Origin of the sequence: Pseudomonas sp. GM78, assembly GCF_000282475.1 — a bacterium.
GTDB lineage: Bacteria > Pseudomonadota > Gammaproteobacteria > Pseudomonadales > Pseudomonadaceae > Aquipseudomonas.
The window spans coordinates 56,345-70,178 of the sequence record NZ_AKJF01000075.1 but is presented as its reverse complement, the minus strand read 5'-3'; the positions used below and the strand labels follow the sequence as shown (position 1 = coordinate 70,178).

The window sequence follows — 13,834 nt, the reverse complement described above, 5'->3', positions numbered from 1 at the left end:
TTCACCTCAGGCCGCAGAATCTGGCGATGGCTTCATAGGTTGCTGGCGTACTGGTCAGCAGCGCGAACAGCACGAACCAAAGACCCAACAAGTAGTGCCAATAGATGGCACAGAGCTCTATGCTGGCGCTGAGTTGCGGCAAAGGCACATGACGCAGGAATTTAGCGATGATCCAGACCCAGACAATCAACCCGCCCAACAGGTGGAGGCCGTGCATGCCGGTCAACAGGTAGAAGAAACTGTTGGCCGGATTGCTGGCGACAAAGTAGCCCCAGTCCACAAATTGCTGCCAGACCCAGAGTTGCCCCGCCAGAAAGGCAATGGCAAATCCGCCCCCCACTACAAAAGCAATCGCCGTTGCGTCCATTCGAGCCCGGCGGGCGGCCATGCGCGACCACTGCAGTGCGATGCAACTCGATACCAGAAAACCCGAATTCGCCCACAGCTGCCATGGATTGGCCAGCGGCGCCATGGGTTCTGCCAGCGGTCGCCAGTCAGCCATTTGTGAGCGGGCGATAAAGGCGAGTAAAAATAGCAAGAATAACGAGCTCACCACTGCCAGAAACAAGCGCAGGCCTGTTTTTGCGATCTGGCTTCTATCGGCACCCTCGGCGGAATGAACACCTTCAGGATCGCGATTCCAACTGCCGCCAGGGTCAGCGCCATCGGCATTTCTCAATAGCAGTCTGTTCATGTCTTGACGTCCGCTATTTTGGTGCCGGCACTGAGTTGCCGCATTTGCTCCAGTTCCTCGGCGGAGACCGTTTGCGGCACGAAATCCTGCTCTATCCCCGGCACGCTGTAGTCATAGGCCCAGCGATGCACCACCGGCAACTTCTCTCCCCAGTTCCCGTGCTTCGGCGGAGTGTCCGGTGTTTGCCACTCCAGACTGGCCGCGCCCCAGGGGTTACTGCCCGCGGGTTTCCCTTTGAATACACTCCAGGCCATGTTGAACACGAACAGCAGTTGGGAAACGCCGACGATCAATGCGACCACGGTAATGAAGGCATTCAACTCATGCGCCGACTGCGGAATGAAGGCGTAGTTGTCATAGGCGTAGTACCGACGAGGCATCCCCTGGAAACCCAGGTAATGCATGGGGAAAAAGATGGCGTAGGTGCCCAGGAAAGTTATCCAGAAATGCAACTTGCCCAGGGTATCGTTGAACATGCGCCCGGTGACTTTCGGGAACCAATGGTAAATGCCGCCGAACACCACCAATACCGGTGCGACCCCCATGACCATATGAAAATGGGCAACGACGAAATAGGTGTCCGAGAGCGGAATATCGACGATCACATTGCCGAGAAATAACCCGGTCAGGCCGCCCACCAGGAAAGTGACGATAAAGGCCAGGGCAAACAGCATCGGCACGGTCAGATGGATGTCGCCCTGCCACAGGGTCAGCACCCAGTTGTAGACTTTCAGTGCAGTCGGCACCGCGATAATCAAAGTGGTGACGGCAAAGAAAAAGCCAAAGTACGGGTTCATGCCGCTGACATACATGTGGTGCGCCCAGACCACAAAGCTGAGCACGCCAATGGCAATAATCGCCCACACCATCATTCGGTAGCCGAAGATGTTTTTACGCGCATGGGTGCTGATCAGGTCGGAAACCAGGCCAAACGCAGGGAGCGCGACGATGTAGACCTCCGGATGGCCGAAGAACCAGAACAGGTGCTGGAACAGTATCGGGCTGCCACCCTGGTGATCGAGCTGCTGCCCCAGCGAGATCATCGCCGGCATGAAGAAACTGGTGCCCAACAGCTTGTCGAACAGCATCATGACCGCACTGACAAACAACGCCGGGAACGCCAGCAAGGCCATGATCGAGGCCATGAAGATGCCCCACACGGAGAGCGGCATGCGAAATAGAGTCATCCCGTGCGTGCGCGCCTGCAACACCGTGGTGACGTAGTTCAACCCACCCATGGTGGCGGCGACGATAAAGATCGCCAGCGAGACGAGCATCAGCACGATGCCCCACTCGACTCCTGGTGTGCCCTGACTGATCGATTGCGGCGGATAAAGCGTCCAGCCCGAACCCGTGGGGCCGCCAGGGACAAAGAAGCTGGCGAGCAGCACCACTACCGCCAGCAGGTAGAACCAGTAACTGAGCATGTTGACATAGGGGAAGACCATGTCACGGGCGCCCACCATCAACGGGATCAGATAGTTGCCGAAGCCCCCCAGAAACAGGGCCGTCAGCAAGTAAATGACCATGATCATGCCGTGCATGGTCATCGCCTGATAGTAAGTACTGGCATCCATGAACGCCAAACTGCCGGGGAAGCCAATCTGCATGCGCATCAAGCCGGACAACACCACGGCGATAAGCCCCACGAACAGCGCCGTCAAGGAATACTGAACGGCGATGACCTTGTGGTCCTGACTCCAGATGTATTTGGTCAGGAAGCTCCTGGGTTCGTGCAGTGCTTCTGTTTCGGCTTGCTCCGCATAGGCCATCACGTCATCCTCCTGTCGAAGTTTCGGTGCATTCCTGGCTGTTTACGGCGACTTCCCTGGTTGCGCCTTGCTGGCGTCTGCATTGGCTTTGGATTTGATAAAGGCGATCAGCGCGTCCAGGTCCTTGTCGCTCGGTTTCAAGGCCGGCATGACGGCCGCATAGCCTTTGACGATTTTGCCACCGGGATCAAGAACCGACTCTTTCAGATAGCCCTCATCGGCCTTCACGCTCGTACCGTCGGCGAGGGTGACTGTCGAGCCATACAGGCCCTGCCAAGTGGGGCCGATGCCCTTGTTGCCATCGACACTGTGGCAGGCCAGGCAACCGAGCGATTGGGCCAGCTGTTGTCCCTGCGCCACCTGGTCCTCGCCTGGTCCCGACGCTTGCGGCGCATCGCCCAGTGATTTGATCAGGGCAACGACAGCAGCCATTTCATCGTCCTTGAGAGTATAGGCCACCATCACCGGCGGGTAGCCCTGTACCAGACGGGCCTGCGGCTTGAGGATCGACTCTTTCAGGTAAGCCTCGTCGACCAGCGCACGGGTGCCGTCGGCAAACTGTTCAGTGCGACCGTAAAGCCCCTTCCATCCCGGGCCGAGACGGGCACTGCCATCCTGGCTATGGCAGGCACTGCAGCCGTATTGTTCGACCAACTGGCGACCCTTTTCCAGCACGCTATCCTGACCGGGCTTGGCAGCGCTGGCCAATGTCTGCGCAAAGGTCGGCTGGTCGCTCAGCCATTGATCGAAAGCGCCCTGCTCCTCCACGATCATCTGGCCACGCATGTTGAAATGGCCTACGCCACAAAACTCGGCGCACAGGACTTCGTATTTCCCGGTTTTAGTCGGGGTAAACCAAAAGTACGACACCATCCCGGGCACCATGTCCATCTTGCTGCGGATTTGCGGGATGTAGAAGTTGTGTAATACATCCTTGGAACGCAGTAAAACTTTCACCGGTTTATCAAGTGGAAGCCTGATTTCATTATTTTTTATAAGTACATCGTCCTGCCCGGCGGGGTCTTTTGGATCAACACCGAGGGGATTGGTGGCATCGACAAACTTGATATCCGACTTGCCCAACTTGCCGTCCTGGCCGGGAAAACGATAGGTCCACTGCCATTGCTGGGCGACCACTTCAAGTTCATAAGCCTCTTTCGGCACCCGGATGAAATCGTTGTAGACCACCAGGCCTGGCGCCAACATGGCGGCAATACCGATCGAGGTCACGACAATCAACCAGAACTCCAGTTTTTTACTTTCTGGCTGGTAATGCGCCCTGGCACCTTCCTTATGCCGATAGCGCATTATGGCGACGGCCATGAACACCGTAATGGCGATGAAAAATATACCGCTGATGATCAGGGTAATGAACAGTGTGGTGTCTATCGATCCCCAGTTGGACGCGGGCGGTGCTGCATGCCAGGGCGCTAGTACATGAAAGAGCACTGAGGCAATAACGATTAGAATCAAGATAATTGCTATCGCCATTTTCTCTTCATCCTATTGCTGTTGCTCACAGGCCTCGCGCAAGCATCGCCACTGACGTCCAGACAGGGCCGGCAACTACCACCCAAGGAGGCAAAGCCAGTGAAAAGTATAGGTCGGCAAGCGAGACCCGGCAGGCGGCTATACTCAATGGCACGCCAGCATCCCCGATGGAGGTTTCGTCATGAGTAACCTGACGCTCGAAGGCAGGTGCAAACCCAACCCCAATCAACCATCCGAACCGATGGGCGAGATCCATTTTTACGTCGACGGCCCCCTCCATCTACGCCTGGAGGAAGCGGAAGAACGCCTGCAGAAGAACCCTGCGCTGAAAGAAATCATGGTCGATGTCGACATGGACACATTGAACCTGGTCTTGCCTGAGGGTTACGCCCCCTTGTCCGACTGCAAGATGCGCGTCTATCTGCACTACGAACGTGGTCAGTTCCATCTGGTCGGACACCGGGCGAGCGATGGCAGCCTGATCTATTCCAACGTGGTCCTGATTGATCAGTTGATCGATTGAAACGGCGGGCTTGAAGGGATCAAGACTTGGGGTCGTCGTCCTTCCAGGGCGCCGACAGGTAACGCGTGCGATTGAAGGTCTCCAGCCATTCCGGGCAGAACACCACCAGCGCGCTGACCACCATGCCGTTGATGAACGCCTCCGGAAAAATGAGCAGCCACAGGTAGCCGATGAAGTCTTCTAGCCAGTAAGGCATGGCAAACCGCTCGTCGTACCACAACAACGTCAGCGACAGCCCCAGGCACAGCAACGCTGTAAGGGCTGCTGCGAAAAAACCGGACACGAAGATATACACGAAGGGATTTCGCGGCTGCGCGCGCTCCACCAGAATCGCACAGCATTCGGTGATCAACACCGGCAACAAAATGAACAGCGCGCCATTGACCCCCATGGCCACAAGGTCCTGACGGCCCAGCAGCACCAGTCCCGTTTGCGCCACCAGTGCGCCAACGATCGCCAGCGGCCAGTCGAGCAACAGGGTCACTGCAGTCATGCCGATAAAGTGATAGGACACGCCGGTATCGAAATCCCGCCGCACCAGCCACAGCGCGAACAGCGCGAACACCGTGCCGAACAGCAAATGCTGGCGACGACTGTCGCTGAACAGCTCGACCCAGGACACTCGCGCAACGGCCCAGATCAGCACCGGCACATAGACCAGCCACCCCACCGTGAGGGTTGCGGGTGACAGCAACTCGGCGCCGATCATGACGGGGCACACTCCCTTGTCTTGCCGATAGAGAACAGGCCTTCAGTCTACACCGCCCTCTGCCGACCCCTCGACTTCACGCCCAATGCAGGGGATCGTTGATCACCGCTTCATGCTCGGCGAACAGCCTGGGCAGCTCGGTCTTGAGAAAGTCCACCCAAGTGCGGACCTTGGCATCGAGAAAGCGCCGCGACGGATACAGCGCATACACATTACGCTGACGAGGCCGATAGTCCGGTAGCAAACGCATCAAGGTGCCGTCGCTCAAGGAACGCGTGGCGGTGTAGAACGGGATCAGGCTGATGCCCATGCCGGCCTCCGACGCCTTGACCATCGACTCGGCAACATTGCACTGAAAAGTCCTGGATGGGCTGACCGCATGCTCGCCCTCCTCGTCCTGAAACAGCCACTGATCGCTGTACAGCGGGTCGAGCATGCGCAAGCACTGATGATCGTCCAGCGCCCGCGGATGATCCGGCACACCCCGGCGTTGCAGGTATTGCGGGGAAGCACAGGGCACACTGTAAAACTGCCCGACGACCTGGGCGACCAATTGCGAATCGGCCAATTCCTGGGCCGTCGAAATCACCACGTCGTGACCTTCCTCCAGCGGATCGGGATTGCGCTGCGACAGGGTCAGCTCGATCACCACATCGGGATAAAGCTCGCTGTAGCGGGCAACCAGCGGCGTGATCAGCACCCCCATGCCGTTCATGCTGTGCACCCTCAACCGTCCACTTGGCTTGAGATGCGCACCGCGAGCCTCCGCGGTCGCCTCTTCCATTTCTTCGAGTATCAGCCGGCTGCGCAGCAGGAATCGTTCACCGGCCTCGGTCAGGCTCAAGCGCCGCGTGGTGCGTTGCAGCAGGCGAGCTTGTACGTGCTGCTCCAGGTCCGCGACCAGGCGCGAGACCTGCGCGGTGGACAATTGCAGCGCGTCGGCGGCGGCGGTGAAACTTGCGCAGTCCACGACACGGACGAACACGCGCAAGTTGTTAAGCAAATCCATAAGCCTCCCTCGGCCGCTGACTGTTACGTTTCATGTAAGGCTGTATCAGGCGTTCGCCCCTTTATCCAGCGGTGGCAAAGACTAGACTTTACCCATCGAATCCACATGGAGCTCGCCATAATGAAAACCTTGATCAGCCTGTTTCTGACTCTCGTCGCCACCTCGGCCATGGCCGCTGAAAACGAGCCCCTCGCTGTCCTGTACAACCCGGCCCAGCCGCTGGACATCGCCAAGGTGGTTTCTGTGTCAGACACCGCCACCGCGTGCGGCGTTGTACCAGCGACCATGGTCTATGTCGACCATCAGGGCCAGACACGCCGCGTGACCTACAACGTCATCGGTGATTGCACCAGCAGCCTGTGATCCGCCCTGGCACTCAGAGCAGCGTCCAGGTGTAACTCAGGATCAAGCGGTTTTCATCGATGTCACTGCGGTAGTTGGACCGCGCCATCGCATTGCGCACACGGATGCCGAGGCCTTTGAGGCTGCCGCTCTGCAGCACATAGCCGATGTCCAGGTCACGTTCACGGTCCTTGCCCTCATACCCCTTGCCGGTATTGACATTGTTGCCGCTGATGTAGCGCACGGTGCTGGTCAACCCCGGTACTCCCAGGGCCGCAAAGTCATAGTCGTAACGCGCCTGCCAGGAGCGTTCATCGGTGAAGGCGAACTCATAGGTCGGTACTTCGTTGCCCAGCGGTGAGATGTTGGCGAACACCCGTGGGAACGCACTGTCGCCGAACATGCCCTGATAGCCGAGATAAAATGTGTGGCCGCCACGCTTGGCCGACAGCAGCGAAAAGAACGCCTGGTTGTCGATATTGCCCAGCAGTTTTTTGCCGTCCTCGCGCGAATCGAAGTAGCCGAGGTTGGCCCCCAATACCCAGTCACCCATCGGCTGGCTGTGCTTGAGCCCCAGGAAGCGCTGGTTGTAGATGTCTTCCAGTTGCCCGTACCAGGCGCTGACCGAGCTGCGTTTATCGTTGAAGACGTAATCGGCCCCGGCAAAATTGAAGCCGTCACTGCTGACCTGACGTTGCGGGACATGACCGAGCATGGCCTGCATTTTTTCGTCACCGGCCTCGTTGCGCAGGCTGGTGGAATTCAAATGCCCGCCCTGCAGCGTCAGGCCATTGATCTCGCTGGAGCTGATGCTCGCCCCCTGATAGCTGGGCGGTAGCAGCCGGATATCGCTGAACACCAGCACCGGCAGGTTGGGTTGCAACTCCCCCACTTTCAGTTCGGTTTTGGAGTAGCGCATCTTCAAGGCGCCCTCCAGACGGCTGTAATCGTTCGCCGCCCGCCCGTCATCCTGCACCGGCAGCAAACCGGTATTGACCCGATCCGGGCTGCTGTCGAGCTTGAGCCCGAGCAGGCCGATCACATCCACGCCGAACCCGACAGTGCCCTTTGTATAACCCGATTTGACGTTGAGGATGAATCCCTGCGCCCACTCTTCGGCCTTCGATTGCTGATTGGCCCCGACGATGTCGGAATAGTCGCGGCTGAAGTAGTAATTGCGTGCTTGCAAGGTGGCCGTGGTGTCTTCGATGAAACCGCCCTCGGCGGCTATCGCGCCGGTGGAGAAACCCGAGACGACAGCCATGGACAACACTGAACCGGTTGTTGGAAGAATCTGTTTCATCGTTTTTTCTCTTATTTTTATTGATCGACAGGTAGAAGTGCTTCAGCAGTGGGCTCACTGCGAGCAACGGCGCGACGGCTGTTCAACATCAAATGGGTGACCATGCCGAAAATCAGCCCCCAAAAAGCCGCGGACAACCCAAACAGCGACATGCCCGAGGCGGTGGTGAGAAAGGTCACCAGTGCGGCTTCGCGATCGCTTGGCACCGCCATCGCGCCCGCCAGCGCACCGGCAATCGCCGCGAACAGCGCCAATCCGGCGAGGGCCGCGATCAACTCCTTGGGGAATGCCGAAAACAGGGAGACCAGGGTGGCGCCGAAGATCCCCAGCACCAGGTAACACAGGCCTCCCACCACCCCGGCCACATAACGCTTGCCGGGGTCTTCGTGGGCCTCTCGTCCCGTGCAAATGGCCGCTGTAATCGCCGCCAGGTTCAGCCCGTGGCATCCGAACGGCGCCAACAGGGCCGTGCCCAAAGCGCTGCTGGCGATAATCGGGCCCGATGGCGTGGCGTAGCCGCTGGCGCGCAACACCGCCATGCCGGGAACGAACTGGCCGGTGAGCGTCACCATCACCAGCGGCAAGGCGATGTTCAGCGTTGCGCTGAGGCTGAACGCCGGGGTGATCCACGCCGGCGTGGCCAAGCCGATGACCAGCGCCTCGCGATGCAGATCACCGGCGAGCAACGCCATCGAGCAGCCCACCAGCAGCACCATCAGTACCGCATACCGCGGCATCAGCCGTTTGCAGACCAGGTACGTGGCAAACATCGCCAGCACCAGCAACGGCTTGCCCTGCAACGAGACGAACAGCCCGGTGCCGAAGCTGAACAGAATCCCCGCCAGCATCGCCGCCGCCACCGCTGCCGGCAGCTTGCCGATGATCCGGTCAAACGCCCCCGAGACCCCGACCAGGAAAATGATCAGGCTGCTGACCAGATAGGCACCCACCGCTTCCGGCAGGGAGATCCCTGGCAACAACGCCACCAGCAGCGCCGAACCGGGCGCCGACCACGCGATGATGACCGGCACGCGGTAGCGCAAACTCAGGCCGATGCCGAGCACGGCGCTGCCGATGGAAATCGCCCAGACCCACGACGACAGCACTTCCCGTGAGAGGTGCGCAGCCTCGGCGGCCTGGAAAATGATCACCAGGGGACCCGCGTAGGAAATCACCGTGGCGATGAATCCAGCGACGGCCGCCGACAGGGAAAAGTCGCGCATCAAGGTCTTCATGAAGCCTCGCCGACAGCTCCACCAGACGCGCCCTGTTGCGCGCCTGATAGTGATTGTCGGGCACTGCGCCGACTGCTGATGGCGAACACCGTCATGGCGATGGCGGCAATCGCACCGGGCAAGGCAAACGCCATGAAGTTCAGTTGCAGCGGCAAGCTGATCCCGAGCAAGGCACCACCCAGCAATGGCCCGACGATCGCACCGTTGCGCCCGATGCCCGAAGCCCAGCCAAGGCCCGTGGACCGAATGTTCATGGAGTAGAACTGGGCGGCGCAGGCGTACAGCAGAATCTGCGAACCGATGGTGGTGGCGCCAGCGATGGCGATCAGCAGGTACAACACCGGCATCGGGCTGTTGAAGCCCAATAGGGTGATCGACACTGCCGCCATGGCAAAGAACACCGACAGCACGCGCGGCAGGTTGAGCTTGTCACCCAGTACACCGCCGCCGACTGCACCGAAGATCGCGCCGAAATTCAGCACCAGCAGGAACGACAGGCTCGAGCCCAGGCTGTAGCCGGCGTTGGCCATCAGTTTCGGCAGCCAGGAACTCAAGGCGTAGACCATCAGCAGGCAGCAGAAAAACGCCAGCCACAACATCAGCGTACGCAGTGCACGGCCTTCGCGGAACAACTGCAACACCGGGGTGCCCGTGCCCTTCACTTCAATCATGTGCAACTGGTCATCAGCCTGTGCGACGTAGGCCGGGTCAATCCGCTGGAGGATGTGGCGGGCTTCCTCATTGCGCCCCTGGCGCAGCATGAAACCCACCGACTCGGGCAGGAAATACATGATCAGCGGCAACAGCAGCAACGGCAGGATCGCCACGTAGAACACCGACTGCCAGCCGAAGCTCGGGATCAGCACGATGCCCAGCCCGGCGGACAGCATGCCGCCCACCGAGTAGCCGCTGAACATGATCGCCACCAGGGTGCTGCGGATCTTTTTCGGCGCGTATTCGTTCATCAACGCCACGACATTGGGCATCACGCCACCAATGCCCAGGCCGGCAATGAAGCGGCAGATACCAAACTCCGTGGGGTTCCTGGCGAAGCCGTTAAGCACGGTGAAACCGCTGAAGAGGATCACGCATATCGTGATGGCTTTCTTGCGGCCGATCCTGTCCGACAGCGGGCCGAAGAACAGCGCGCCGAACATCATGCCAAACAATGCATAACTGCCCAGTGCGCCCGCTTGCAGGGGACTGAGCCCCCATTCCTTCATCAACATCGGCAGAACCACGCCGTAGATCACCAGATCGTAACCGTCGAAGATGATGATCAGGGCACACCAGAACAGCACCATCCAGTGAAAGCGGTTGAAACGAGCCTTGTCGATAACCTCGTGTACGTCGATTTTGCGCATGGCGTTCATCTCTTGTTGTTTTTCTTTTAAGAGCATCGGGAATACGGCTTACGTCCGTACAGCCGATGCTAGAGGGCTCGGACGCAGGTCAATATCCGCATCACGCAGATCGCTATCCGTTTTGTGCAGAGGCGTCATGAGGTGTTGCAGGCGGGAATTTCGAAGCGGTATTTGCACCCGTGCGACAAACTGTTTTCTTTGCGATCAGATTTGAGCGCTAAGCTTGGGCCTATGGATGACTCAGATTACTTACGCCTGCTGACCATTGCGGCCGAGCAAGCCAACGCGTTCCTGTCCAATGCCCGCAAATGGGAGCGAGAGCGTTGGGTCTGCCAGCGCCTGCTGCAAGGCCTGAACATTCCCTACCGCGCCGACGAATTCGCCCCGGCAGGAGAACCGCCGGACGTGTTGTTTCGCGACGCCAGTTTCGAGGTGTTCTTCGTCCTCGACGAGGGCCGGCGCCTCAATGATGAATGGCGCGACGAATTGCAACGGCGGCGTAGCGCGTTCTCCCTGAGCCAGCTGGTCCGGCGCGAGGCCAAGCCCCGGCGCATACCGGCCAACGAATTTTTGCTGCGGCTGGCGCCGACCTTGCGCAAAAAAGCGCACAACTACAAAGAACGCGGCATGGACCTGGGTGAGCTGGACATCATTGCCTTCGCCAGCCTCAAGCGCGAAGTGCTGGACCTCAACAGCCATTTCCCGCCGCCCACCGAATACCTCCGCCAGGGTTGGCGCTCGCTGTCGCTGGTGGGCCCGACCTTCGCCCGTGTGTTGTTCGCACATCCCGATGCGCCGGATTTCCTGCGCAGCAACCTGGGACGCAGCATCGTGTTCGACGTCGGGATCAGCCTGTGAGCCCACTGCAGGAACTGATTGCCCAAGTGACGCAGATCGGCCGCGTACGCTGGATCGGCGTGCGCCCCGAACCTCACGTGCCGATGATCGAACTGGATGCCGTGGAAGCGCGACTGGAGGCCGGCTTGACTGGTGATCGCGCGCGACCTGGCGTACGCAATGCGCGGCAGGTGACGTTGATCCAGTGGGAGCATCTGGCAGTGATCAGCTCGCTCATGGGCCGCCCGGACGATCAACCGGTCAAGCCTGAAGATCTGCGGCGCAATCTCGTTATCAGCGGCATCAACCTGTTCAGCCTCAAGGGCCGGCGTTTCCGCATCGGCCAGGCGATTTTCGAAACCACCGGCTGGTGCCAGCCCTGCGCACGCCTGCAACACAATCTAGGCCCCGGGACGTTCCAGGCCGTGCGCGGACATGGCGGAATCACCGCCCGGGTGTTACAAAGTGGCATCATTCGACTGGACGACAAGGTGAGCGTCGAGCCTGTTCCGGACAGCGGCTATGCTCCGTTCAACGTTCGTTGAGTCTGCCTGTAGCTTCTTCACCTTCAGCAACGTCTACCTGACGAGGCCTTTATGACCAGCCGCCTGAACCCCGAAGACCAAAAGCATGTCGAAGCGTATCTGCAACTGTCCCAACACCGTGTCGAGCGCCGGCCTTTCCGGCCGTGGATGCTTCTGGTGCTGGTATTGGCAGTGACCATTGGTTTGGGCCTGTTGAGCCGTTTTATCAGTTACCTGACGCTATGAGCTGCCTGGCGCTCGCTCGGGTAATTGCACCGATTTCCTTTAGCCTTGCGAGTTATCCCCATGTCCCATCGTATTGTAATTGTCGGCGGCGGCGCCGGCGGTCTGGAGTTGGCTACCCGTCTGGGTAAGACTCTGGGCAAGCGCGGCACGGCCAGCGTGATGCTGGTCGACGCGAACCTCACCCACATCTGGAAACCGCTGCTGCATGAAGTCGCGGCCGGGTCGCTGAACTCGTCCGAAGACGAACTCAACTATGTGGCCCAGGCAAAATGGAACCACTTCCAGTTCCAGCTGGGGCGCATGAGCGGGCTTGATCGCGCCAACAAAAAAATCCAGCTGGCCGCCACTTATGATGAAGCCGGGCTGGAACTGGTGCCCGCCCGCGAAGTGCCTTATGACTCGCTGGTGATCTCCGTCGGCAGTACCACCAACGATTTCGGCACCCTGGGCGCGGCGCAGCACTGCCTGTTCCTGGACACCCGCAAGCAGGCCGAGCGCTTCCATCAGCAATTGCTCAACCACTACCTGCGCGCCCACGCGGGGCAGACCGACAAGGTCGAGCAGATCAGCGTCGCCATCGTCGGTGCCGGTGCCACCGGGGTCGAACTGGCCGCCGAACTGCATAACGCCGCCCATGAACTGGCGGCTTATGGCCTGGACCGGATCAAACCGGAAAACATGCACATCACCCTGATCGAAGCCGGGCCACGGGTGTTGCCGGCCCTGCCGGAGCGGATCGGCGGGCCGGTGCACAAGACCCTGGAAAAACTCGGGGTGAACGTGATGACCAACGCCGCCGTCAGCGAGGTGACGACCGACAGCCTGATCACCGCGGATGGCAAAGTGATCAACGCCAGCCTGAAAGTCTGGGCCGCCGGGATCCGTGCGCCAGGGTTCCTCAAGGACATCGACGGCCTGGAAACCAACCGTATCAATCAACTGCAAGTGCTGCCCACCCTGCAAACCACCCGTGACGAGAACATCTTCGCCTTCGGTGACTGCGCGGCTTGCCCGCAACCGGGCACTGATCGCAATGTGCCGCCGCGCGCCCAGGCTGCGCATCAACAAGCTTCGTTACTGGCCAAATCGCTGAAACTGCGGATTGAAGGCAAGCCTCTGCCTTCGTACAAGTACACCGACTACGGGTCGCTGATCTCGCTGTCGCGTTTTTCGGCTGTGGGTAACTTGATGGGTAACCTGACCGGTAGCGTCATGCTGGAAGGCTGGCTGGCGCGGATGTTCTACGTGTCGCTGTACCGCATGCACCAGATGGCGCTATACGGGCCGTTCCGCACGGCGATGCTGATGCTGGGCAGCAAGATCGGACGCGGGACCGAGCCGCGCCTGAAGCTGCACTGATGTAAAAACCTGTGGGAGCTAGCCTGCTAGCGATAGCGTCGAAACAGTCAGCATCGTGTTGACTGACATAGCGCAATCGCCAGCAGGCTAGCTCCCACATTGGTTTTAGCAGTGCCCTTATGTTTTTCGCAGGCAAAAAAAATCCCCGTATCTTTCGATACGAGGATTTTTAGTATGGTCGGGGTAAGGGGATTCGAACTCCTGACATCCTGCTCCCAAAGCAGGCGCGCTACCGGACTGCGCTATACCCCGGTAAAAAAAAGGCACCTTTGAAAGGCGCCTTCTGCGAACAGAGCTTTTGGCGTCTGATCTTAAGATTCGATTCCAGCGTTAACTGGTTTCAAAAATGGTGGGTCGTGTGGGATTCGAACCTACGACCAATTGGTTAAAAGCCAACTGCTCTACCAACTGAGCTAACGACCCAAA

General features: G+C 59.3%; 14 protein-coding genes and 2 tRNA genes. 6 read left to right on the top strand and 10 right to left on the bottom strand.

From position 1 onward, the window contains the following. Position 1: 1 nt before the first annotated feature. The 3 genes from PMI35_RS19470 to PMI35_RS19480 are packed head-to-tail and all read right to left on the bottom strand — an operon-like array spanning position 2 to position 3,957. Entirely contained in the window at positions 2-694 is a 693-nt protein-coding gene (locus PMI35_RS19470; protein ID WP_008058348.1) for a cytochrome c oxidase subunit 3, read from the bottom strand. Beyond that, positions 691-2,466, bottom strand: a complete 1,776-nt coding sequence (gene ctaD, locus PMI35_RS19475; protein WP_008058346.1) for a cytochrome c oxidase subunit I — start codon at positions 2,464-2,466, stop codon at positions 691-693. The genes PMI35_RS19470 and ctaD overlap by 4 nt, the downstream gene beginning before the upstream one ends. Before the next feature lie 42 nt (positions 2,467-2,508). Further along, the gene (locus PMI35_RS19480) at positions 2,509-3,957 is read right to left on the bottom strand and encodes a cytochrome c oxidase subunit II (RefSeq protein ID WP_008058344.1); all 1,449 of its coding nucleotides are present in this window, start codon (positions 3,955-3,957) and stop codon (positions 2,509-2,511) included. Between the two features lie 181 nt (positions 3,958-4,138). On the opposite strand from PMI35_RS19480, the gene PMI35_RS19485 reads away from it, so the two are divergent. Beyond that, entirely contained in the window at positions 4,139-4,480 is a 342-nt protein-coding gene (locus PMI35_RS19485) for a hypothetical protein (protein WP_008058342.1), read from the top strand. 19 nt (positions 4,481-4,499) lie between these two features. On the opposite strand, the gene PMI35_RS19490 is transcribed toward PMI35_RS19485, so the two are convergent. Both PMI35_RS19490 and PMI35_RS19495 read right to left on the bottom strand, forming a co-directional pair. Next, positions 4,500-5,189, bottom strand: a complete 690-nt coding sequence (locus PMI35_RS19490; protein WP_008058340.1) for an energy-coupling factor ABC transporter permease — start codon at positions 5,187-5,189, stop codon at positions 4,500-4,502. Between the two features lie 76 nt (positions 5,190-5,265). Next, entirely contained in the window at positions 5,266-6,198 is a 933-nt protein-coding gene (locus PMI35_RS19495) for a LysR family transcriptional regulator (protein WP_008058338.1), read from the bottom strand. A gap of 120 nt (positions 6,199-6,318) precedes the next feature. Between PMI35_RS19495 and PMI35_RS19500 the strand changes: the two genes are divergently transcribed. Then, positions 6,319-6,561, top strand: coding sequence for a DUF2790 domain-containing protein (locus PMI35_RS19500; RefSeq protein ID WP_008058336.1), 243 nt, complete (start codon positions 6,319-6,321; stop codon positions 6,559-6,561). 13 nt (positions 6,562-6,574) lie between these two features. On the opposite strand, the gene PMI35_RS19505 is transcribed toward PMI35_RS19500, so the two are convergent. From PMI35_RS19505 to PMI35_RS19515, 3 genes are read right to left on the bottom strand one after another with little or no spacing between them, the layout of a single operon-like run. Beyond that, on the bottom strand, positions 6,575-7,843 hold the full coding sequence (locus PMI35_RS19505) for an OprD family porin (protein ID WP_008058335.1): 1,269 nt from the start codon (positions 7,841-7,843) through the stop codon (positions 6,575-6,577). A gap of 17 nt (positions 7,844-7,860) precedes the next feature. Then, entirely contained in the window at positions 7,861-9,078 is a 1,218-nt protein-coding gene (locus PMI35_RS19510) for a benzoate/H(+) symporter BenE family transporter (protein ID WP_008058333.1), read from the bottom strand. Next, positions 9,075-10,442 (bottom strand): aromatic acid/H+ symport family MFS transporter, encoded by a 1,368-nt coding sequence (locus tag PMI35_RS19515; RefSeq protein ID WP_008058331.1) that lies wholly within the window; start codon positions 10,440-10,442, stop codon positions 9,075-9,077. The genes PMI35_RS19510 and PMI35_RS19515 overlap by 4 nt, the downstream gene beginning before the upstream one ends. A gap of 231 nt (positions 10,443-10,673) precedes the next feature. On the opposite strand from PMI35_RS19515, the gene PMI35_RS19520 reads away from it, so the two are divergent. Genes PMI35_RS19520 through PMI35_RS19535 form a run of 4 tightly spaced genes read left to right on the top strand, consistent with a single transcriptional unit; the run spans position 10,674 to position 13,408 of the window. Then, positions 10,674-11,300, top strand: a complete 627-nt coding sequence (locus tag PMI35_RS19520) for a DUF1780 domain-containing protein (RefSeq protein WP_007970534.1) — start codon at positions 10,674-10,676, stop codon at positions 11,298-11,300. Next, positions 11,297-11,824, top strand: a complete 528-nt coding sequence (locus PMI35_RS19525) for an MOSC domain-containing protein (RefSeq protein ID WP_008058329.1) — start codon at positions 11,297-11,299, stop codon at positions 11,822-11,824. The genes PMI35_RS19520 and PMI35_RS19525 overlap by 4 nt, the downstream gene beginning before the upstream one ends. Positions 11,825-11,875: 51 nt before the next feature. Next, complete coding sequence (locus PMI35_RS19530) at positions 11,876-12,049, top strand: DUF3094 family protein (RefSeq protein ID WP_008058327.1); 174 nt, start codon at positions 11,876-11,878, stop codon at positions 12,047-12,049. A 60-nt stretch (positions 12,050-12,109) separates the two neighbouring features. After that, a complete protein-coding gene (locus tag PMI35_RS19535) occupies positions 12,110-13,408 on the top strand; it encodes an NAD(P)/FAD-dependent oxidoreductase (protein ID WP_008058325.1) in 1,299 nt (432 codons plus the stop codon). Positions 13,409-13,583: 175 nt separating this feature from the next. Here PMI35_RS19535 and PMI35_RS19540 read toward each other — a convergent pair. Then, positions 13,584-13,660 (bottom strand) — tRNA-Pro (locus PMI35_RS19540). 95 nt (positions 13,661-13,755) lie between these two features. Next, positions 13,756-13,831 (bottom strand) — tRNA-Lys (locus tag PMI35_RS19545). Positions 13,832-13,834 lie beyond the last annotated feature (3 nt).